The organism is Vibrio zhanjiangensis, assembly GCF_030161235.1.
Lineage (GTDB): Bacteria > Pseudomonadota > Gammaproteobacteria > Enterobacterales > Vibrionaceae > Vibrio > Vibrio zhanjiangensis.
The window spans coordinates 16,799-37,106 of the sequence record NZ_BSPW01000004.1 but is presented as its reverse complement, the minus strand read 5'-3'; the positions used below and the strand labels follow the sequence as shown (position 1 = coordinate 37,106).

At 46.1% G+C, this 20,308-nt stretch carries 24 protein-coding genes; 13 read left to right on the top strand and 11 right to left on the bottom strand.

Annotation, left to right across the window (positions count from 1 at the left end):
* The first annotated feature begins 1 nt into the window (after position 1).
* From flgC to QQK21_RS00845, 11 genes are read left to right on the top strand one after another with little or no spacing between them, the layout of a single operon-like run.
* A complete protein-coding gene (flgC, locus tag QQK21_RS00895; protein WP_284190319.1) occupies positions 2-436 on the top strand; it encodes a flagellar basal body rod protein FlgC in 435 nt (144 codons plus the stop codon).
* Positions 436-1,116, top strand: a complete 681-nt coding sequence (flgD, locus tag QQK21_RS00890) for a flagellar hook assembly protein FlgD (protein WP_284190318.1) — start codon at positions 436-438, stop codon at positions 1,114-1,116. Before flgC ends, flgD begins: the two co-directional genes overlap by 1 nt.
* 25 nt (positions 1,117-1,141) lie before the next feature.
* A complete protein-coding gene (gene flgE, locus QQK21_RS00885) occupies positions 1,142-2,338 on the top strand; it encodes a flagellar hook protein FlgE (protein WP_284190317.1) in 1,197 nt (398 codons plus the stop codon).
* An 11-nt stretch (positions 2,339-2,349) separates the two neighbouring features.
* Positions 2,350-3,081, top strand: a complete 732-nt coding sequence (flgF, locus tag QQK21_RS00880) for a flagellar basal-body rod protein FlgF (protein WP_284190316.1) — start codon at positions 2,350-2,352, stop codon at positions 3,079-3,081.
* A gap of 21 nt (positions 3,082-3,102) precedes the next feature.
* Positions 3,103-3,888, top strand: a complete 786-nt coding sequence (flgG, locus tag QQK21_RS00875; protein ID WP_284190315.1) for a flagellar basal-body rod protein FlgG — start codon at positions 3,103-3,105, stop codon at positions 3,886-3,888.
* Positions 3,889-3,916: 28 nt separating this feature from the next.
* Complete coding sequence (flgH, locus tag QQK21_RS00870; protein WP_284190314.1) at positions 3,917-4,585, top strand: flagellar basal body L-ring protein FlgH; 669 nt, start codon at positions 3,917-3,919, stop codon at positions 4,583-4,585.
* Positions 4,585-5,745, top strand: a complete 1,161-nt coding sequence (locus QQK21_RS00865) for a flagellar basal body P-ring protein FlgI (RefSeq protein WP_284190313.1) — start codon at positions 4,585-4,587, stop codon at positions 5,743-5,745. The genes flgH and QQK21_RS00865 overlap by 1 nt, the downstream gene beginning before the upstream one ends.
* 9 nt (positions 5,746-5,754) lie before the next feature.
* Positions 5,755-6,300 carry a rod-binding protein gene (locus tag QQK21_RS00860; protein WP_284190312.1) on the top strand — a complete coding sequence of 182 codons (546 nt, stop codon included), beginning with the start codon at positions 5,755-5,757 and terminating at the stop codon, positions 6,298-6,300.
* Positions 6,301-7,674 carry a flagellar hook-associated protein FlgK gene (flgK, locus tag QQK21_RS00855; protein WP_284190311.1) on the top strand — a complete coding sequence of 458 codons (1,374 nt, stop codon included), beginning with the start codon at positions 6,301-6,303 and terminating at the stop codon, positions 7,672-7,674. It begins immediately after the preceding gene.
* 15 nt (positions 7,675-7,689) lie between these two features.
* Entirely contained in the window at positions 7,690-8,586 is an 897-nt protein-coding gene (flgL, locus tag QQK21_RS00850; protein ID WP_284190310.1) for a flagellar hook-associated protein FlgL, read from the top strand.
* Positions 8,587-8,599: 13 nt separating this feature from the next.
* On the top strand, positions 8,600-9,643 hold the full coding sequence (locus QQK21_RS00845; RefSeq protein ID WP_284190309.1) for a flagellin: 1,044 nt from the start codon (positions 8,600-8,602) through the stop codon (positions 9,641-9,643).
* Here QQK21_RS00845 and QQK21_RS00840 read toward each other — a convergent pair.
* On the bottom strand, positions 9,640-10,641 hold the full coding sequence (locus tag QQK21_RS00840; protein ID WP_284190308.1) for a metal-dependent hydrolase: 1,002 nt from the start codon (positions 10,639-10,641) through the stop codon (positions 9,640-9,642). The genes QQK21_RS00845 and QQK21_RS00840 overlap by 4 nt on opposite strands.
* A gap of 89 nt (positions 10,642-10,730) precedes the next feature.
* On the opposite strand from QQK21_RS00840, the gene QQK21_RS00835 reads away from it, so the two are divergent.
* The gene (locus tag QQK21_RS00835) at positions 10,731-11,501 is read left to right on the top strand and encodes a substrate-binding periplasmic protein (protein WP_284190307.1); all 771 of its coding nucleotides are present in this window, start codon (positions 10,731-10,733) and stop codon (positions 11,499-11,501) included.
* Positions 11,502-11,567: 66 nt separating this feature from the next.
* Here the strand turns inward: QQK21_RS00835 and QQK21_RS00830 are convergent, their stop codons facing one another.
* From QQK21_RS00830 to fliD, 10 genes are all read right to left on the bottom strand, one after another.
* A complete protein-coding gene (locus QQK21_RS00830; RefSeq protein WP_284190306.1) occupies positions 11,568-12,521 on the bottom strand; it encodes a catalase in 954 nt (317 codons plus the stop codon).
* Positions 12,522-12,678: 157 nt separating this feature from the next.
* Entirely contained in the window at positions 12,679-12,966 is a 288-nt protein-coding gene (locus tag QQK21_RS00825; RefSeq protein WP_284190305.1) for a hypothetical protein, read from the bottom strand.
* 50 nt (positions 12,967-13,016) lie between these two features.
* Positions 13,017-14,009 (bottom strand): flagellar motor protein MotB, encoded by a 993-nt coding sequence (locus tag QQK21_RS00820; RefSeq protein ID WP_284190304.1) that lies wholly within the window; start codon positions 14,007-14,009, stop codon positions 13,017-13,019.
* A 2-nt stretch (positions 14,010-14,011) separates the two neighbouring features.
* Positions 14,012-14,866 carry a flagellar motor stator protein MotA gene (gene motA, locus QQK21_RS00815; protein ID WP_284190303.1) on the bottom strand — a complete coding sequence of 285 codons (855 nt, stop codon included), beginning with the start codon at positions 14,864-14,866 and terminating at the stop codon, positions 14,012-14,014.
* Positions 14,867-14,875: 9 nt separating this feature from the next.
* The gene (locus QQK21_RS00810; protein WP_431313091.1) at positions 14,876-15,604 is read right to left on the bottom strand and encodes a FliA/WhiG family RNA polymerase sigma factor; all 729 of its coding nucleotides are present in this window, start codon (positions 15,602-15,604) and stop codon (positions 14,876-14,878) included.
* Between the two features lie 11 nt (positions 15,605-15,615).
* Entirely contained in the window at positions 15,616-16,113 is a 498-nt protein-coding gene (locus QQK21_RS00805; protein WP_284190302.1) for a flagellar basal body-associated FliL family protein, read from the bottom strand.
* Positions 16,114-16,127: 14 nt separating this feature from the next.
* Positions 16,128-17,111 carry a flagellar hook-length control protein FliK gene (locus QQK21_RS00800; RefSeq protein WP_284190301.1) on the bottom strand — a complete coding sequence of 328 codons (984 nt, stop codon included), beginning with the start codon at positions 17,109-17,111 and terminating at the stop codon, positions 16,128-16,130.
* Positions 17,112-17,113: 2 nt separating this feature from the next.
* Positions 17,114-17,428, bottom strand: coding sequence for a LafD (locus tag QQK21_RS00795; protein ID WP_284190300.1), 315 nt, complete (start codon positions 17,426-17,428; stop codon positions 17,114-17,116).
* Positions 17,412-17,798, bottom strand: a complete 387-nt coding sequence (gene fliS, locus QQK21_RS00790) for a flagellar export chaperone FliS (RefSeq protein ID WP_284190299.1) — start codon at positions 17,796-17,798, stop codon at positions 17,412-17,414. Before fliS ends, QQK21_RS00795 begins: the two co-directional genes overlap by 17 nt.
* Positions 17,799-17,818: 20 nt before the next feature.
* On the bottom strand, positions 17,819-19,162 hold the full coding sequence (gene fliD, locus QQK21_RS00785; protein ID WP_284190298.1) for a flagellar filament capping protein FliD: 1,344 nt from the start codon (positions 19,160-19,162) through the stop codon (positions 17,819-17,821).
* Positions 19,163-19,854: 692 nt separating this feature from the next.
* Here fliD and QQK21_RS00780 point away from each other — a divergent pair.
* A complete protein-coding gene (locus tag QQK21_RS00780; RefSeq protein ID WP_284190297.1) occupies positions 19,855-20,283 on the top strand; it encodes a hypothetical protein in 429 nt (142 codons plus the stop codon).
* Positions 20,284-20,308 lie beyond the last annotated feature (25 nt).

The window sequence follows — 20,308 nt, the reverse complement described above, 5'->3', positions numbered from 1 at the left end:
TATGTCATTTACCGATATTTATTCGATCGCAGGGTCGGCGATGAATGCTCAAACGGTCAGGCTGAATACGGTGGCGAGTAATCTTGCCAACGCTGATGCGGCTTCAGCAAATTCCTCAGATACCTATAAAGCCCTAAAACCCGTTTTTGCAACGGTTTATAACAAAACACAGCTAACAATGAGCAAAGACAGCTACCCCAACGCAGAAGTGCGAATTGTTGATGTTGTGCAGAGCTCAGGTGAAGCGCAGCAACGTTTTGAACCAACCAATCCACTGGCTAATGAACAAGGCTATGTCTATTACCCCGATATTGATGTTGTGGCAGAGATGGCTGACATGATGTCGGCGACACGCAGTTTTGAAACCAATGTTGAAGTGTTAGCGAACGTCAAAAGCATGCAACAAGGGTTGCTGAAGCTGGGGCAGGGCCGCTAATGACGATTGCATCCAATACCGCTCTAAACTTTGATACGCCAATAGGATCAGTATCCAATTCAAACGGTGTGGCAACTAATCTGCAAGATGCCAACAGCGCGACCTCACTTGAAAACGAATTCATTAGTTTGATGGTGGCGCAAATACAAAACCAAGACCCGCTAGATCCACTTGATGGTACCGAATATGTCAGTCAGTTAGCACAGTTCTCTCAAGTCCAAAGCACGGAGAATATGGCGTCGATGATGAAAAATAATATGGTGCTGCTTGATAATATGCAGGTTCTTTCCACCGCGGGACTTGTTGGTCAAACGGTTTATGTCTCGTCGAGTGAATTTGACCTATCTGATGGACAGCAGAAAGGAAAAATAGAGCTGCAGCACCCGTCAAGTCAAGTCAATCTGATGATCACTGATGAGTTTGGTCAAGTCACGCCCCTTCCTTTGGGAGCACACCCTGCCGGTGATGTGGATTTCGCCATTGACCCTGACAAGCTTGGTCTTCAACCGGGGAAATACACAGTCTCAGTCCAAGTTCAAGATGGCCAGTCTAAGCCCAATCTATTGCTTGCAGGTGAGGTGCAGCAAGTACGTATACCAAGCTCTGGTGGTTCTGCACAGGTCAATGTTCAAGGTGTAGGCAGCGTGCCTTTTTATCAGATCACACAATTTGGTGCTTAACCAATAAGGAAAATAGAGGTTAATTATGAGTTTTAACATTGCCCTAAGTGGCCTTGATGCAACCAATACAGAGTTGAACACAATCAGCAACAATATTGCCAACGCATCGACTTATGGATTTAAAGGAGCCCGTACCGAGTTTGCTGCAGTCTACAATGGTATGCAGCCAGGAGGCGTTGAAGTGGCATCTATCTCGCAGAATTTTGATAAAAATGGTTCGGTGAATAGCACAGGTCGAGCAATGGACTTAGCCATTAACGGTGGTGGATTTTTTGTCACTAAAGACAGCGCGGGTCAGCTTCTTTACACTCGCTCTGGTGTCTTTAATACCGATAAAGACAACTATGTAATGAGCAATACGGGTGCAAGATTGCAAGGATATAGCGTTGATGGCAATCATAATCTTCTCACTGGAGTGACGGGCGATATCAAGATTTCAACCTCTTCGTTATCTGCTCAAGCAACAGACAAAATGGAGTTTATTGCCAATTTTGATGCAACTAATGAGGCTATTGACCCAGCGGCTATCGCGTTCGACCCTGAAAACACCAAATCTTTTCACTCTTCTTATACCACTAAAGTGTTCGACTCTCAGGGCAAACCACACACAGTGACCCAATACTTCACTAAAACAGGCGACAATTCATGGGAAGTTAATACGCTTGCGGATGGCGGCAAAGCCACGGCATCACCGATTAACTTGACATTCAACCCTGATGGCTCGTTAGCTTCTTCTGTCAACGCTTATAACGTTTCTTTCCCCGCAGCTGGGGCAAATCCTATCAATATAGAGATTGATTTATCGGGTAGTACCCAATTTGGTACGGGATTTAGCGTGAGTACCAATAACCCTAATGGTTATACATCAGGTGAGCTTGCCGGTGTTCGTGTTGAAGACAATGGTATGGTTTACGCCACTTATACTAATGGTCAATCACAGCTCCAAGGCCAATTAGTGTTGGCTGATTTTGCTAACCCTCAAGGTCTATCAAAAGTCAGCGGTACCGCTTGGACTCAAAGTTTTAGCTCGGGAGCGCCTATTGTCGGTGTGCCCGGTACTGGCACTTTGGGTGATCTCACACCCAATGCACTGGAAGGTTCGAATGTTGATTTGACCAGTGAACTCGTCAATCTGATGACAGCGCAGCGCAACTATCAAGCTAATGCTAAAACGATTTCGACCAACGACAAGTTGACGCAAGCGCTATTTAACGCGGTTTAACGGAGCCTAATATGGACAGTTTGTTATTTACTGCTACCTCTGGTGCGAGTCGAGTTCTTAAAGCTCAGCATGTTCGCTCAAATAACTTGTCCAATGCGGACACCGCTGGTTTTAGAGCAGACATGGAGCGTGTATCAAGTCTTTCACTGCAAGGTTCAGGTTTTGATGGTCGCACATTAGCGGTGACCAATTCTGCTTCGACGAGGTTTGACTCAGGTGATGTGATCAAAACGGGACGGGCATTGGATGTGGCGGTATTAGGGGAGGGCTATTTGACGGTACAAACTCCCCAAGGTCAGGAAGCTTACACCAGAGCCGGTAACATCAAAGTCGACCAAGATGGCGTATTAACCATTAATGGTTTTGCTGTGATGGGTGATGGTGGAGCCCTAGTGCTTCCTGAGTATCAAAAAGTGGAAATCAGTGAACGTGGACGTATTTCTATCGTTCCTCCTGGGGGGGGCGCTGAGCTTGAAGTGGGCACATTGAAACTGGTTAGGCCCGATACGAATCAGCTTGAAAAACGCAGTGACAGCTTGCTGCACAGTGTGGATGGAAACCAATTTGCCCAAGATGAGACAGTTCAAATTGCCCCCGAGCACATAGAAGGAAGTAACGTTTCTGCCATTGATGAGCTTCTTAATGTGATGTCGTTGACACGTAACTTTGAAATGCAGATCCGTATGATGAAAACGGCTGAGACACTCGCTCAGGCTGGAAATAAATTAATGTCGTCGCGTTAGTGGCGAGGAAAGGAGTAGAAAATGCACTCAGCACTTTGGGTTAGTAAAACGGGCATGGCAGCTCAAGACACGAAAATGACTGCTATTTCAAATAACTTAGCCAACGTCAATACAGTCGGTTTTAAGCGCGATCGAGTGGTGTTTGAAGATCTGTTCTACAGTATTCAGCGCCAGCCAGGTGCTCTTGTTGATCAAGTAAATCAATTGCCAACAGGCGTTCAATTAGGGAGCGGTGTTCGAGTGGTAGGCACTCAAAAAGTGTTTACTCAGGGAAATACGCAAAATACCAACCAAGAACTGGACTTGGCTGTGATGGGCCAAGGATTTTTTCAAATAGAAAATACAGACGGCCAGATTATGTATACACGTAATGGTCAGTTTCACGTCAATTCAGAAGGCTTGATGGTTAATAGCCAAGGTTTACCCCTTGAACCCCAGATTCAGATCCCAGAAAACGCCTTGTCCATTTCTGTTGGTGTTGATGGAACGGTATCAGCAACAACCGCCGCGAGTAATGTGCCAGAAGAACTTGGTCAAATCACCTTAGCGAAATTCATTAACCCTGCAGGTCTTGAAGCGATTGGTGGCAACCTGTTTCGTGAAACACAAGCGAGTGGTCAGGCCGATGAACTGATTGCTGGTGAAGATGGGGTCGGTCGCATCAAACAAGGGGCATTGGAAGGTGCTAACGTGCAGGTGGTCGAGGAAATGGTCGATATGATCACGACTCAGCGTGCTTATGAGATGAACGCTAAGGTGGTTTCTGCTGCTGACGATATGCTCAAGTTTGTTGCTCAGTCGTTGTAATGGCTTATTGAAGAAAAAGGAACAGGGAATGCAGGCATTTTTGAGAGTCTTGCCGCTAATCATCCTGCTTGCTGGATGTGCTGGCCGTCAAGAATTTACTCCTCCAAAACCCGATGAAGAGAAATACGCTCCACCTGAGCTTGACTACTCCTTGCCGACAGCAAGCAAGGGAAGTCTCTATCGTCATCAATACACCATGACCTTGTTTCAAGATAGAAGGGCATATCGTGTGGGCGATATGCTGACTGTTGTTCTTTTTGAAGAAACAGAATCGAGCAAAAAAGCCGATACCAAGTACGGTAAGCGTTCCAGCGTTGGCTTTGCAGCCCCAACTTTTGGCACAAAGACTATCGATGAATTAGCCGCCAGCATAGATGCAGATCGCGGTTTTGACGGCAGTGCCTCCAGCTCTCAGGGCAACAAACTCGAAGGTGCGATAACCGTCACTGTCCATGAAGTATTGCCTAATGGTGTCTTGCGTATCAGTGGCGAAAAATGGATTCGTCTTAATCAAGGTGATGAGTTTATTCGCCTAACAGGCATGGTTCGCGTTGATGACATCAGTCGCAATAATCAGGTTTCGTCTGCGCGAATTGGCGATGCACGAATCACGTATTCGGGGCGAGGAGCGTTATCAGACAGCAATGCCCCAGGATGGCTTAGCCAATTCTTTAATAGTCCATGGATGCCATTTTAATGAAACAGACAATGATAAAATACATCAAGCGACTCAGGGCTCATAGTGTAAACACGACACTAGTGAGCGCTCTGGGGATCATCATCCTTGGAGCTCTATTTCCTGCACATGCGCAAGTTAAAACTCCTGTTATGGACTTGGTGGATATCCAAGGTATCCGGCAAAATCAGTTGGTTGGTTATGGATTAGTGGTTGGTCTAGATGGACAGGGAGATCGCAATCAGGTCAAGTTTACCGCTCAATCTATTACCAATATGTTGCGTCAATTTGGCGTCCAAATAGATGACAATACCAATCCTAAATTACGCAATGTGGCATCCGTGAGTGTCACCGCGACAGTGGAGCCCATGGCGGGTGTCGGGCAATCGCTCAATGTTGTAGTGTCGTCGATTGGTGATGCTAAAAGTTTACGTGGTGGAACGTTACTATTGACTCCGCTGCGCGGTATTGATGGTGAGGTTTACGCTGTGGCGCAGGGCAATCTTGTTGTTGGTGGCGTATCTGCTGAAGGAAAGAGTGGATCTAAAGTGGTGGTGAATACCCCCACATCGGGTCGCATCCCAGGAGGCGCTATTTTGGAACGTGAAGTGCCTACTGATTTTGCTGATAGTGAAAATGTTGTACTCAACTTAAGAAAGCCAAGCTTTACCACAGCCAAAAACATTAGCCGTGAAATCAATAATGTCTTTGGCCCAGAGGTCGCAATCGCTGAGAATAATGCTCGTGTGACCGTCAAAGCACCCAAAGACAGCCAACAACGAGTGGTCATGATGTCTATGTTAGAAGAGATCAATGTTACTCAAGGGCGCAAACCGGCTCGTGTGGTATTTAATTCGCGCACAGGAACGGTGGTGATTGGTAAAAATGTCAAAGTGAGTGAAGCGGCAGTCAGTCATGGTAATTTAACGGTGACTGTGGCTGAGTCACAGCAGGTCAGTCAGCCTAATGCATTTGCACAGGGTGAAACCCAAGTGGTCGATAACTCTCGATTAGATATCAACCAAGAACGCGGTCAAATGGTGATTTGGCCTCCTGGTACTGAGCTCAATACCATAGTCAATGCAGTCAATAGCTTAGGGGCTACACCGACGGATCTTATGTCGATTCTGCAAGCCCTTCATGAAGCAGGTGCGTTAAATGCTGAACTTGTGGTGATTTAAGGACGCACTATGAAATTAGATCAATTACATCAAGATACATCGGTCAGCTCAGTGCTTTACCATGACAACAGCGGACTCGAACAGATAAAGCATAATCCTAACTCTCCTCAAGCTCTAGAAAAGGTGGCTGGGCAATTTGAGGCCATGTTTTTGCAGATGGTGCTTCGTCAGATGCGAACAAGCAGTGACGTGTTGGCAGATAAAGACAATCCTTTCTCAAGTCAGCAGCAAGGAGTGTTTCGCGATATGTATGATGGTCAATTGGCAATCGAAATGGCCAAAAAACAGCATGCTGGAATTGCCGATATGCTGATCAAACAGCTAACTCCCTCTATAGCAGAAGTCGAGTTTCAACCCTCGGCAATCCAATTGCCGGCAAATGACCATGATTCAGGGTTGGAAGATAGATCACAGCTTGAACATTCAGCTGCATCTGACATATCACCATCACTTCATTCGTTTAGAGATTCGGTCGCCTCAGTAAGACAAGTTTTGAGTGAAGTCAGTGTGACTACGGCGTTTGCTCAGCCATTGATACGCAAAGGAGAACTGTAAATGAATTTGGTTAATATTGCCATGTCTGGGCTGAATGCGAATCGAGTGGCATTAGATGTTACCGCGCAAAATGTCGCCAATATCAATACGCAGGGATACAGTCGACAGCAGGCACTGATGGCATCGCTCGGCGGCGGTGAGCATGACAACTTCAGCGCAGGTTTGGGAGTAGAAGTTTCAAGCATTCGTCGCGTAACCGATGAGTTTTTAATCAAGCAGACTTGGGCAACGCAAAGTCAATCTGCCTATGCTTCTCGTTACAGTTCCAATATGAGCCAGCTAGAGAATACGCTGGGTGCCGATGGGTTTAGCTTATCTTCCGGTTTAGACACGCTATTTTCAGCGCTCAATGATGCGACGGTCAAACCTGAGTCTGTTCCTTATCGCCAACAAATTATCAATGAGTCTGAAGCGCTGGCAAGACGTTTCAACACACTGACTGAATCTCTGTCTCATCAGCATAAAGATATGAATGATCAGCGTAACGCAGGCATCGCGCATGCCAACAGCTTGATGAACAATATTGCTGATATCAACAAACAGATAGTGGAAACGAAAGGAACCGGCGGAAACCCAGCTCAGCTTTTGGATACGCGTGATAATTTAATTGGTGAGCTATCTAAAGTGGTGGAGATAAAAACCACCAATCAAGCCGATGGTAGCTTACAAGTGACCTTATCTTCAGGGCAGCCTTTGGTGCTCGGTGCAGATGCCGCGCAGCTTAAAGCGGCTCCTGATGCGAGCGATCCCTATTTAGCGACAATACAGGTAGAATTTGGTGAGCATAGCTTTGCGACCACTGGTACTTTGGGAGGTCAGATTGGCGCTCTTTCTGATTATCAAACAAGTGTACTGAAACCCTATCTAGGTTCAATTGACGATATGGCCAAGGCATTGGCCGATGAGTTTAATAACTTGCTTGTGACTGGCAAAGATCTTAGCGGAAATGCTGGTCAGCCACTGTTTAGCTATGACCCAGCTAACCCTGCTGCAAGCCTTACTATTATTGATGTTAAACCTGAGCAATTTGCTTTTTCCGCCGATGGTAATCCGGGGAATGCTGATGTGCTGGATAAGCTCATCGCAATCAGTAATAAAAGTGTGCCAGTGAGTGGGTTTGGATCGGTCAGCCTCAATGATGCCTTTTCTGCCATGGTGGGTGAAACTGCGATTCAAGCACGTCAGGCCAACGCCGACGATCAAGCCAAATTAGCAATGAATCAACAAGCTATAGCTGCTCGGGACAATGTTAGTGCGGTGAACAGTGATGAAGAGGCGGCAAATCTGATGACATTTGCCAATGCGCACCAAGCCAATATGAAAGTGATCAGTACAGCTAATCAGTTGTTTGATTCAATCCTCAACTTGTTTTAATTGCGGGAAACGAAAATGCGAATCAGTGATAGCCAGTTTAGCCAAATGATGCTGCAAAGCCTGCAACTCAATAATGCGGGTCTGGGAAAAGTGATGCAGCAAATGTCGACCAGCGAGCGTCTAACCAAGCTGTCCGATGACCCTATGGCATCGGTTAAGTTGTTAAATCTTGACCGTGAAGGCTCGGCAATAAATCAATATAAAAGTAACATTGCTAACGTTAAAACGGCACTAACCAGTCAAGAAGTTCATCTTGAATCGGTAAATGAGAGCCTTAAGAGAATGAATGAATTAGTTCTCTGGGGCGCTAACGGTACACTGACAGACAATGAGCGTACGGGGATGATCACTGAGCTGGAAAGTCTACGTGCGTCGGTTGTTTCGTCATTTAATGCCCAAGATGAAGAGGGGCGTTATCTCTTTTCAGGAACCAAAACCGATACCCCGGCGTTGTCAAATGCGAGTGGAAGCTATGTGATTGAAGGCAACAGTGATAAACGAGTCGTGACGGTGGCCAAAGGAGTAACGATGGAAGCCAATATGACAGCGGCAGAAATTCTCGATCTCGGTGGTAGTCATGTTTTGAATGAATTGGATGCAGTGATCGCTGAGTTTAAGTCCCCTAGCGCTGCATTTCGAGGTACGGTTGAAAGTGCTTTGAGTACCATTGAAGCGACATCAAGTCAGGTTCTGTCCGCGATAACTGAAATGGGAGGACGTCACAATAACCTTGATCTGATGAATAGTGCGCATGGTGAGAACAAGCTGTTTGTCGACAAGGTGAAAGGCGATCTTTCCATGCTTGACTATGGTGAGGCATCGGTGCGTTTGAGTCGCTATATGACGGCATTGCAGGCGACACAAGCGAGCTATGTTAAAATTGATGGCTTAAACCTTTTTGATCGTATCTAACGAGAGCACCAATATGGCAATGAGTACAATAGAGGTTCGTCCACACAATGTGGCTTTGACGACACACAGCCAAACCTCGATTTCTCCCTCACGCTCTGCACAGTCTCACAGTGAGGGTCATCGGCCAAAGCTATTGACCCACAATAATGCGCCAGCATCATTTTCGGTGTCGGGAATGCTGCTCACTCAAGGGCAGCAAAATGCGACTTCGGTGCAAATCGCCGTTCGCTCTTACCAGTTGGTGGGGGGGGAACTCAGCAAAATAAAGCAAGGACTGACAAGCGCTATGCAACTTGGTAGTGCGCAATCACCATCGTTGCAGCAAGGTTTATTAGCGGCGAAGAAAACCATCGAGCAAACGCTTGAGGCGGCTCGATTCGATGGTAAAAAGGTGATTGACAACCAGTTGGAACTCAAGATCAATCGGGCCGATTTACGCCGATTTTCCATCCCGGGCTTGGATATAAATCGCCTCAGCGATAAAGCAGAACAAATTCGTTTGGACTTTCCTCAAGGCCATTCTGTTATGGTTGAGTTTGATGGCCAGTCAGACGGCAGCCAAGTCGTCAAAATGTTAGATAGAAGCTTGATTCCCTTGGGCTTACGCGCTTCGCTTTCACAGCAAGGAAGCATAATCTTTGAAGCGTCAGAAAAGGCTTATGGCCAGATGCATAAACAAGTGAGAGTCACTGGCCAAGGCCACCGTTTCCCCGCAGGGCAGTCCAATATAATGACTTTGCAAGCAGAGCCGGAAGGCATTGCAGAACTGAGTTTTGACCTTGGATCTCGTGAAGGCCTCAAACGCAGTATTGCAAAGGTGAATAAGCTCTTGTGGCAAACGCGCACAGGGCTTGAACAGGCAAATTCGATTAAGGCTGAGCTCAATGGACAAATACAAACTTTGCACCAACAGGCCTCGGTAATTTCACCAGATCAAGTCGAAGAAAAATTCAAAACTCTTAATTTACACAGTGGCAGTTTTTCTTCAGCTTTGATGGCACTTAGCGCGCAAGCTAATGTGAAACGCCACTCAGTCGTGGCGCTGCTGCGAAACTAGCTGCCCAATAACATCTTGATAAAGATTGCCCTTGACTCCCAATTATTGTCTCTGTGTGTATCGAACTCAACATGTGCTTGAAGGGGAGCCGATGGTGATAATCTTATACTCCATAACGCCTTCAATTGATTTGGCACTATGGAGTAACGTACATCGATTATACGCAATGGGTTGTGGGGATCTTGCGCGACAAACCCCTGTGAAAACCAGCGAAACCGCTCAATATCCTTAGCCTGCTGAGAGTGCATATTTAGCCAAGGAAAATCTCTTTCAATATTGAGCCTCGCAGTGGACTCTCCTGAATAGACCTTTATTGATGTGCTAACCCTGACTGCATCGACAAAGTATTTCTCATTCGTTTCATAAACAATTTTCCACACTAAGATATTGGCGAAACTTGGTTTGGCTTCGAGTCGTAATGGTTCATGCCCACGCTGTTTTGCTATTTGCCACCCAATCTCCTCGGCCCGCTCTTTTTGTATTAAACCAAACAGCGGATAAAGCAGAGCCCAAAAAAAAGCAATGCGGGCAAACCAATGATTTTTCTTGATTAAGGTGAATACAAGCAGGATAAGGATAGGCAAGGTGAACATAGGATCGATAACTGAAATCGTATTCCAAGCATAGCGTTCGGTGGTTAAGGGCCAAAAAAGCTGAGTACCGTAAGAGGTACAAAAATCCAGTAAGGAGTGTGTTGCATAACCCAAAGCGCAGTAAAGCCAACTTTGTTTGAACGACAGAAGGTACTTCTTACCGATAAGAGGATGTAAAACGCATGCGCAAATCAAACTCCCGATCGGAATGAAAAGCAGTGAATGCGTAAACTGGCGATGAAACTCTAGATACAACAAAGGGTCGTTTGATGAGCGAATAAGCGTATCGAGATCAGGAGCCATGCCGGAAAGTAGGCCAAGTATTCCGGCGACAACCAAGTGCTGCTTTTTACTTAACGATTGTGGCAACGATGCCCCGAGTAAACCTTGTGTTAATGGATCCATCACTTCCTCATTGGTGGCAAATAAGACAGGCAATATATTTATATACTAGACTTTATTGGCGGTTATTTTGTCAAAGCAATGAGAGCTCAATGAAGACCAAATGCTTGAGTTTAATTTTATTTTTATCGATAACGGCAGCCCCATTGAAGGCTAATGAGGTGATTTTAGCTGCAGATTTGTGGTGTCCATACACATGTGACCCCTCAGCAGAAGAAAAAGGCATTTTGGTTGATATTGTGGAAGATATTTTGAACAGTGCTGGTCATACACTTGATTACCAGTTGATGAATTGGGCCAGAGCGATTAAAACCACTCGTGGAGGAAAGTATGATGGCATAATTGGTGCTTATGTGAGTGATGCGCCAGACTTTGTTTTTCATGATGAGCCCATTCAAATGTCCAAAATGTGCTTTTTTGTTAAAAAAAGCGATCCTTGGAAATACTTTGGTCCAGACACCCTAAGAGAACGGAAAATCTCTGTTGTTAATGCCTACTCGTACGGTGAGGATTTTGATAGCTATATAGCGAAAAATCTGAACCAAGGAGATCATTCGATTGTTCAAGTTTCGGGTATGGAAATTACCAATACGCGAGTGGAACAAATAAAAAATAACGACATTGATACCATTTTGGAGGACTGGCGCGTGTTCCCATATAATATGATTACTTACAAGAAAACTCATGACAGCCAGTGGATGACCGAGTTTAAGAATGCAGGTTGCCTACCCGGTGAAGGGCTGTTTATTGCTCTATCTCCAAACAGAGACACGTCTAAGGATTATACCGACATTATCAATAAAGGTCTTAAGCAGTCGGTAGATTCTGGCAAGCTAGATGAGATCATCACTCGTTACGAATAATTCTCACTGATTATTTTCCGCTTATTTACGAATTATGCTTTAGGGAGGACAAGCCCTCCCTATCTATTATTGCTCAGAAAGTCTTCTTCCAAGTCCGACGGCATAGATTGCAGAGCGTGCAGCCAGCATAGGGTCTTCTGATGGAGCAAAGCCTTTGCTGATTGCCAGAGGATCAAAATTCATATTGGCGCAAGTTCCCTCGCTTTCTGTCATCACCTTATTTACCGTCAATCTTGCGACCGTCATGCTTTTATTGTCGTCACTCCACTTGACGTGTGGATTCAAGATATCATCACCTTGGCTGGCAAGGGTTAATACCATATCCCAAGAGACACCACCGTTTTTGATATTGGCTTGCATGTTGTCTAAAAAGAAATCTGCTTGCGGTGTTTTGACTATGTCATGCTCTCCCGAAGGCACAAACGACCAGCGCACAGGGGTTTTCTTGCCTTGCTCGTTCACTAAGTAAAAGGTGTTAATACTGTTGTAGGTGGCACCTTCATAAGGATGAAGCTGGTTACTCAAAGCGGCATGATATTGCTTATATTCTTGAATTTCTGGGTGATCTTTAACGAAAGCTTTGGTCGCTTCTGGGCCATTGGCTTGAGCTTCAAGAAAGGCCATAAAATCGGCAACCGTTGAGGTTGGAAAGAAATGTTCCGTATTCATGCTCATCATATGCAGGCTGTTATCACTGGTGGTGATCTGAAAGGCAAGGCCATAGTGTCCAGGCGTATTGTCTGGCGGATTCGCTTTACCGCCTTTGTGGGAGACGCGGCCATACACCTTGGAGGTGCCAGAGAAAATCGGACTGTTTGACAGTTCTCTTACTGAGGTATCAAGAGGCATGAATTCACCTTCAAAGCAAAAGCCTTTGGTATGATTTCTACGTTTTCCTTCCGTGACACCGAATAGTTTTTCAAAAGTATCTAGGTGTTGAGCCGGGCTTCTTTGCTCTTGAGCGGCATTTGAATTGGCAACAAAAGCTAGGCTGGTGGCTAAGGCAATTTTCTTCAACATATCTCTATTCCTATTTTACGCAATTTGATTGTGCACAATGTATTTTGTAACAGAAAACAATCTTGGTGTATACAAAATAATGATAATTTAATGATTAATTGGTAATGGGTATGGGAAACCCTAAGGTGAAGGATACCCCCAGATTGATGTTAAGTACCTAGACAAGAAAGAAAAAATATAAGAAGCAAACAAAGGCTAGCAAGGTTGCAGACAAAGTAGGGTAAATAATGTAAGCGTCACGTTGGTTGGTGCGTTGAAAACACAGAAAGCTTAGCAACACATTATAAACAACCAGTAAGGTACTAATGGCGGTCCCCCCGTTTAGTGTCAGTTGGTAGAGTTGAGAAAGAAACAGAGACAATAATCCATAGTCGATAACGATAAGCCATAAGAAGGCTTTTCGTAGAGGATCTTTTTTCGTGGGTTGATGAACAAATTGAGACATGTGGATGATTACGCTTGAGTTATCAGGCGCTAATAAAGCGCCTGTTGAGGTTAAAGTTGTTGAAGAGGTGGTGTGACGACAGAAGATGTTTGGCGCGAGTCAATCAACTTCTGACGAACCACAGGCTGGTTATGCTTGGCTTGTTGTTTTGCCTGCTCAATAAAGTTATTGGGTCGATCGGCAAAAAGTGCTTCCAAGACTTGAGCTGCTGGTGTTGTTAGAACAAAGAGTTCAATACGGCGATTTTCGCTCGATTTAGGATCGGAATCGTTGAGTAAAGCTCGGTCAGACATACCAGTCACTTGCAGTACCCGCTCATCAGGCATACCACCAGCAACCAGTGTATGTCTGGCAACATTGGCCCGTGACGTTGATAAATCCCAATTTGAGCGTCGGTTTAAGTGACTAATATAAGGGGTTGAATCGGTATGGCCACTAATAATGATGGGGTTTTCAACGCGTTCAAAAATCGGAGCGAGTGCCAACAACAGGTCTTCAAAAAAGGGCGTCAGTTTTGATGCGCCTCGACTAAACATGTATTGACGTTCATCATCTTGCAAAACAATGCGCAGGCCTTGTGGAGTCACAGAAATATGAACATTGCCCTGGGCGTTAATCTGTTTGACTAAGTCCTCAATCACTTTTGCCAGTGCAGCTAAACGTTCTTGAGTGTCAAATTTGCCGGGGATCAATGAATCCGTCTCAGGCCCGTCACCATCACCTTGAAAGAATGAACTGACCACATGAGTTGAGTCATGACGACTAGGTACCGAAGAGTCGGTGGCCAAATCGATAGGTGAGATACTTTTGTCAGTATCAAAGGGGTTGCCGTTACTTTTGTCAAACACGCTGGCACTTTGAAGATGAGCCATAATGGCTCTGCGATCTTCTTTATCGACAATTTGCATCACCCATAAGACCAAAAATAAGGCCATTAGGGCGATCATAAAGTCAGCAAACGCCACTTTCCATGCGCCGCCCCGATAATCATCGTGCTCTATAACTTTGCTTCGCTTGAACACAACCTGTTGTTGTCTTTGCATGTTTACTCCTGCTCAGCGAGCCATTTCTCCATTTGGTTAAAGGTCGGCTTGATGTCTAGCTGAATATGTTTGCGTCCTGCATCAATGGCGAGCAAAGTTGGCTTTTTCGCTGCATAGGCGACCAGTGTTGCTCTAACACATTCAAACGCGGTCATGTTACGTCTTACGCGCTGGGCCATGGCATTGCTTAATGGATCAAGGCAGCAGTAGCAGCCAAAGATACCAATAAAGGTACCGACCAACGCAGCAGCAACATGGTAGCCCACCAAGGCGATAGAACCATCGATGGCTTGCATAGTGATGATGATCCCGCCCACAGCGGCAAGAATGCCAAAGCCCGGTAACGCCTCTGCGGTTCTGTGCATAGAGCGTGAGGGCAATAGCATTTCAGTTTGGATGGCTTCGATTTCTTGCTCTAGAAGGCCTTCTAATTCATGAGGCGACATTTGTCCCATGGCCATTAAACGCAAATTGTCGGTGATAAAAGAAATCAGCCGATAATCTTCTCCTACTTTGGGGTAGGCGAGAAAAATGGAGCTGTGATGGGGGGCTTCAATATGGGAATCTAGGAATTTAAACCCTCGACTGCGGCCTATTTCAAGTAGATGGTTAAGCAGCGCCATCAGCTCCATATAGTACTGATATTCTTCTTTTGGTGCGGATAGGGTGGCCCTTACTTGGCGGCGCATTTCTTTAAGCACTTGGGGCGGGTTTCCTATGATAAGAGAGCCCGCAGCCGCGCCGACAATGATTAAGAATTCCGCTGGCTGCCATATGGCACCAAGTTGGCCGCCAGCCCACATATATCCGCCAAAGACACAGAGTAAGACGGTAATGGCTCCAAAAAACTTTTGCATGTGTGACTCCTAGGAGGATAAGTAGTGATTGAGTTGGTTGAGTGCTTTTTTATGCAGCTGACAAATTCTTGGTGGTGTCAGGTCAAGCACTAGAGCGATTTCATTGAGATTAAGTTCGTGTTGATAAAACAAAGTCAGCAGCAGCTGATCTCGCTGCGACAACTTAGCCAGTGCCGTCTCAAGGCTACGGCGGGTGTGCTCGTGCGCCATGCCGTCATAGACAGCATTGGATTGGGTGTCGACGCCATTTTCGATCAGTTGATCCAAGCTTTGCATTTCGCCCGCTAAAGAAGCGTTTTGCCTTGCTAATAAATCTTTCTTGTCTGTGCCTAAGGCTTTGATGATTTCTGCATCCGTCGGCTGACGTCCGAGGCTGCGCATCAAATCCCGCGTAATATCATTTAGCTCATGGGCTTGCTGGCGAGTTTGACGAGAGCGCCAGTCAAGGCGACGCAGTTCATCTAAGATGGCACCACGAATGCGGCAAACAGCAAAAGCCGGAAAATTCTCATCGTCGACATTGCCATAGCGCCGCCCAGCTTCAAGCAGACCAATAAGGCCTAATTGCTGCATGTCCTCAACGCTGCAATGTGGGCTAGCGTGCACTCGTAACTGATTCACAATCCGGTTAACCAGTACAGTGTGTTTTTTTAACAGTGCGGTTTCATCTATCGGGCTAGGCTCTGTAAAGTGGTGGCCTTGGACACCGTAGTCGTGTTCAATGTTCATATCCAACATGGCCTTGCTCCTTATTGAACGACGTACTTGGTGAGCAGCACATCGTCGATATCACGTACAATGTCGGTTTTTTGAAAAGCGAGTAACACTGTCTGTTTAATTTCATTTTGCAGCAGTTCAATCGCACCATCTTGACGCAAGTCGTCATAGGTTTTATCGCTAAACAGTTTGAGCAAGGCATTGCGCACCACAGGCATATAGTCATTGATGTTGGCAATGCGTTGTGGACGACGAGTTTCGACTGCTACTTCGAGCATCACGAAATGGGTTTGACGTTTGCCCTGAACACTGAGCACAACTTTTTCGAGTGGATGAAAACTGGGCTGGTTGGCTTGGCTGGGGTCTTGTGCTAGAAAGGCGAGCGGTGAGCTTTCGACCCAAGAGTCTGCACTGGTTTGTTGATGAGATTTGTTCACAAGCCAGAGACTACCCCATACGGTAGCGGCAGAAACCAGAGCACTGGTGAGGATCATGGCGGCAAATACCGCGATCAATTGTTGTTTTGTCATTGCACTATTCCTAATTATGCGAGAGTACTGAGCCAATGCTCTGATGGGTCAAGGTTAACGGTGTGATCTCGATGTTGATCGTTGTCGACAATCATTGCAGGTGGCTCGTCGGAGCGATTCGATTGGCCTCGCGGGGTGTCACCAGAACCAACATTGACATCGACATGCAAAAAATTGTGATTTTGCAGCTCAGCTCTGAGCCTGTCGGACACTTGCATTAACGCTTCGCGTGTTGCTGTGGCGTTGGCATGAATTTGCACGCTCAGCCTGTCACCTTCGACCCGCACCAGTAAATCCATTTTGCCAAGCTCAGGTGGATCGAGGCGTATTTGTGCTTGTTGCAGGTTCTGTTGCGCTTGAACCGAGACTCTGTCATGCAGCACTTGCATCATTTGCTCGCCCCATTTTGCCGCGTTGGTGTCAACCTTGATGGCTGCCCACTGGGCGGTCGGTGCCGTGTTTTCAACGCCAGTATTGGGCAGTGTTTGAGCTTGAATCTGCGAATTCGTCACTGCGCCACTTTGCAGTAGCGTGGTGACCGATGCAGCGCTCTCGATTGGCACAGCATGAGTTAGCGACATTTTGCTCGAAGCGGTGAGTTCACTGAGTACGTGTGATGCGCTGTTTGATGGAATCTGGGCAGTATTTGTGGGCTGGTTTGGTGACACAAAAGGCAAAAGTTTTGGCTCTTTTCCAAGGTCTGGATCGCCATAAAAGGCGTTTTTGGGGTTCATTGGCTTGTGGTCAGTGCCAAAGCCTTGCCCAGTCTGCAATAAGGCTTGATCTGGTTCAGGCGTGCTTGGCAAAGCCGCCACTGTGTTTGCTGCTTCGGTTGAGGCAACTTTTTCTGCCACTTGCTCTGAGCCAATTTTGGTTGTTTTGAGCGAAAAAGAACCATTGGCCGCAGCGCTTTCGTGGTTGGGGTTGACTTTTTGCTCCCGAGTCTGCCCACCGGATGTTGCTGACGCCTGAGGCGCGGAAAGTGAAGGTGTTTGCATGGCTAGTACTCCAGATTCATGGCTAACTGGTAGGCTTTGGCCCTTTCGTGCTGGGCATTGACTACATTCATGTCCGTTTCCATATCGCCAATCGCCTTATTTAGCGCCTCAAGAGCCGATTTGTGCTCTGCTTTCACATCGGCAATTACAGCGACAAAGTGTGGCTCTTTGAGATAGGGCTTATGCACTTTTAGCAGCTCCCTTAGCTGCAAGTCATAACGTTTTAACGAATGCCAATCTTGGGTTTTGGTTGCAATATGAATCAACTGAGCAAGATAGCGAAATCGTTCAGGGGAGACTTTATGCTTGCTGACCAAAACTCATCCATCCTTCACGTATATTGTTCATCACATGCTCAACGCTAGAAAGCTTATCGACATTGTTGTTGACGCTGGCGTGGTAAAGCTCGATTTGGCAAAAGTCATAAAGCTGGTGGAGGCTTTGTGCGATTTCGCCACCGTTATCACTGTCGAGGGCACTATCAAGACCGACCAAAATATTCATGCATTTGTTGATGCCAGCGCCTTTTTCAGCCAGTCGACCTGAGGTGATGTGTCCACGCACGCGCTCAATTTCATTGAGCAATCCATCGATCAGCATCACCACCAATTGGTGAGGGTTCGCGGCGGCGGCCTGTGCATCAAGGTCAACCTGTTGATAAGAGCTATAGCCTGAATCCATTAACATAAAACGTCTCCTAAAAGTGGTTAACCAAACAGAGATTGGGTTTGGTTCATTTGGCGCATGATGGTGTTCATTTGGGTAAATTGTTTGAGGTAGCGGTCGTAAGACATCTGGTATTTACGCTCTAGCGCGACCTTTTTATCGTCAATCCGCTCGATGTTTTGTTTCAGTGCGTCTTTGCGCGACTTAAACAGGCCAGAGGAAAACTGCAAGTAAGGCTCAACGAGGGTATCGAGTGAGTCGAGTAGGTTATTGTCACCATTAAACATGGTTTCCAATGTCGTGCTGTTATTGGTTTGGGCTTTTTCAAAGGCTTCGGAGTCGAGCTTCATCTTGCCATCACGACCAATTTCTATGCCGATTTGGCTTAGCCTCATACCCGCAAATTCACCGCGCACGGTAGATTTCACTTGGCTTTCTATTGAGCGCAGAGTTGGGTCGCTGGCCAGCGCTGCGCGAGTATTGGTCTCAGCATCGACTTTGCTGTATTTATCGAGCGTTGACATCAAAGCATTGTAGGCATCAATGAACTGAGTGATTTGCTCCTTAGTGCCTTCTTTGTCCCCTTGCACACTTAGCGTTAGCGGCAGCTCGCCGTTTTGTTGCGCTTTGGTTACAGTGAGCTCTACACCATCGATAGCATTGCTAAAGGTATTGCTGCTGTTTTCTAGCTTGAGTCCAGAGTCTTTTTCTCCGATCCAGATCACCGCATCTTTGGCTGGGCTGAGTGTATTTAGATTGGCAAAAGCGTCATCAAACCATGCTTGACCCGTCCCAGATGCCGAGACATTCACGGCATTCGTTTGGCCCGTTTCTTCGCTAGAAAGCATAAAGTGGGTTTTGCCACCAGAACGGACTAAGGTGGCGTTTACGCCGGGGTTATCGGCATGGTGGTTGATGGCTGAGACAAGGTCGGCAATGCTTGCTTTGCCATCACCATCACCATCACTGTCTAGGGTTGATAAATCCAGCTCCAGCTCTTTACCACCCACCGCTAATGTGAGAGAGCCTGTCACAGGCACTTCTGTCGTCGGCTCTAAGCTATCAGGCATGCCAACCGACACTTGATGGGACGTTGCAACTTGCTCGACAAAAACCTGATAGCTGCCCGTGAGAGCGTTGGACTCTGCACTGGCGGTGAATATGCCTTCGCTTGATACCTTGGCGCTATTTTTTATGATCCCTGAGCTGCTGTTGTTCATCTCATTGACGGCAGTGCGAAACTCACGCAGCGCAGATTCGACCTTACCCAGCGCATCCAGCTTTGATTGATACTGGGCGGCCTGATTGGTGTAACGCTGCCTAAACGACTGCACATCAAAGGTCGCCAGTTGCTGCGCCATGGTGGCTGGATCGATTGAACTCATATGAGTACTCCCTTGTGGTTTGTGCGCCGCATTAAAAGTAGAGATAAGATCTCATCAATTGGGCGACACAAAGTGAAATTAAAGTCAGTCGAAATTAATGAAACAAAGTTTTCTGCAAGACGGGTGCCATCTGTTATTTATTTGTTTTTCAGTAATTTAAGGTAATTCGTCTTGGGTTGCGGAAGTGCTGATTCCCATCTCGATATTCCGCTGTTTCCTGCTCGCAAAGGCTTATTTCCTAATTGGATTACGCTAGGTGCTTGCTGCGCGCCTTGTGTGCCATCTGTTCTATGTCGTAGAGGCGACCTAAGGCCGGTGTTGATTAAATGAAAAGTGGGGGCTGACAGGCTAGAGAAGGATGTTTTTTACAGCTGAAATGCGATCTTGGAATGTGGTAAGAGTATGAACCAATGGGTTAATTTTTGAATAAAAGTCACAAATTGACCCACTAATTACTGAATTTTGAATTAATTTAAGACCTGAAAAATGCGTTTTGGCTGGCTGATGTGAGATCTATCTGGCGTATGTCATGTTAATAGTGCTTACAAATCGTTTGTATCACTAGTGAGAACAACTAATTAAACAGTCATTTGGGCACTTTTCATTCGCTACGAGCGGTGGTAGATTCGCGGTCACCTTTAATTATCATATGAGTGTAATTGCAAGTGAGTGCTTCAAGACTAGGTCCTAACGTGGAATTTCGTTATGCACGTTTGGGACAAATTAAACAGATACATCCAGACAATGGACAAATAAGTGTTGATTTTGAGGGCAACCCCGCTGGTGAACCCGTTTGGGCATCGATTGGTCGCGCATTTAGCCGCGCGCAAATTAACCTGGCTATTGATAATGAACTTGCTTGCAAAATTGAGTTTATGAACACAGATCCATCTTTGCCGATCTTAACCGACATTTATTTCTCTTTACTTGAACACAAGTCGCTGATCATTAAAGCAGAAAAGTTAGTGTTGGAAGGCACTCAGTCTGTCACGGTAAAAAGCAATAATACCTCGACTCATTATGATGGTCGCAGCGGCCGAATCACGACCAAAGCTGAGTACATAACCTCACAAGCGGAAAAGACGCAAAAAATCAAAGCCAGAAAAATCGATCTTAACTAACCCTTTGCGTCATTAAAACACGAAC

Coding starts and splice junctions, on each gene's coding strand:
- QQK21_RS00860 (WP_284190312.1), top strand. CDS start 5,755: ATGAAATTAGATCAATTACATCAAGATACATCGGTCAGCTCAGTGCTT.
- motA (WP_284190303.1), bottom strand. CDS start 14,866: ATGCAAAAGTTTTTTGGAGCCATTACCGTCTTACTCTGTGTCTTTGGC.
- QQK21_RS00865 (WP_284190313.1), top strand. CDS start 4,585: ATGAAACAGACAATGATAAAATACATCAAGCGACTCAGGGCTCATAGT.
- QQK21_RS00810 (WP_431313091.1), bottom strand. CDS start 15,604: ATGTTGGATATGAACATTGAACACGACTACGGTGTCCAAGGCCACCAC.
- flgF (WP_284190316.1), top strand. CDS start 2,350: ATGGACAGTTTGTTATTTACTGCTACCTCTGGTGCGAGTCGAGTTCTT.
- QQK21_RS00825 (WP_284190305.1), bottom strand. CDS start 12,966: ATGTCTCAATTTGTTCATCAACCCACGAAAAAAGATCCTCTACGAAAA.
- flgH (WP_284190314.1), top strand. CDS start 3,917: ATGCAGGCATTTTTGAGAGTCTTGCCGCTAATCATCCTGCTTGCTGGA.
- QQK21_RS00805 (WP_284190302.1), bottom strand. CDS start 16,113: ATGACAAAACAACAATTGATCGCGGTATTTGCCGCCATGATCCTCACC.
- flgL (WP_284190310.1), top strand. CDS start 7,690: ATGCGAATCAGTGATAGCCAGTTTAGCCAAATGATGCTGCAAAGCCTG.
- QQK21_RS00835 (WP_284190307.1), top strand. CDS start 10,731: ATGAAGACCAAATGCTTGAGTTTAATTTTATTTTTATCGATAACGGCA.
- QQK21_RS00830 (WP_284190306.1), bottom strand. CDS start 12,521: ATGTTGAAGAAAATTGCCTTAGCCACCAGCCTAGCTTTTGTTGCCAAT.
- flgD (WP_284190318.1), top strand. CDS start 436: ATGACGATTGCATCCAATACCGCTCTAAACTTTGATACGCCAATAGGA.
- flgE (WP_284190317.1), top strand. CDS start 1,142: ATGAGTTTTAACATTGCCCTAAGTGGCCTTGATGCAACCAATACAGAG.
- QQK21_RS00800 (WP_284190301.1), bottom strand. CDS start 17,111: ATGCAAACACCTTCACTTTCCGCGCCTCAGGCGTCAGCAACATCCGGT.
- flgC (WP_284190319.1), top strand. CDS start 2: ATGTCATTTACCGATATTTATTCGATCGCAGGGTCGGCGATGAATGCT.
- flgK (WP_284190311.1), top strand. CDS start 6,301: ATGAATTTGGTTAATATTGCCATGTCTGGGCTGAATGCGAATCGAGTG.
- QQK21_RS00845 (WP_284190309.1), top strand. CDS start 8,600: ATGGCAATGAGTACAATAGAGGTTCGTCCACACAATGTGGCTTTGACG.
- QQK21_RS00840 (WP_284190308.1), bottom strand. CDS start 10,641: ATGGATCCATTAACACAAGGTTTACTCGGGGCATCGTTGCCACAATCG.
- fliD (WP_284190298.1), bottom strand. CDS start 19,162: ATGAGTTCAATCGATCCAGCCACCATGGCGCAGCAACTGGCGACCTTT.
- fliS (WP_284190299.1), bottom strand. CDS start 17,798: ATGTTAATGGATTCAGGCTATAGCTCTTATCAACAGGTTGACCTTGAT.
- flgG (WP_284190315.1), top strand. CDS start 3,103: ATGCACTCAGCACTTTGGGTTAGTAAAACGGGCATGGCAGCTCAAGAC.
- QQK21_RS00820 (WP_284190304.1), bottom strand. CDS start 14,009: ATGCAAAGACAACAACAGGTTGTGTTCAAGCGAAGCAAAGTTATAGAG.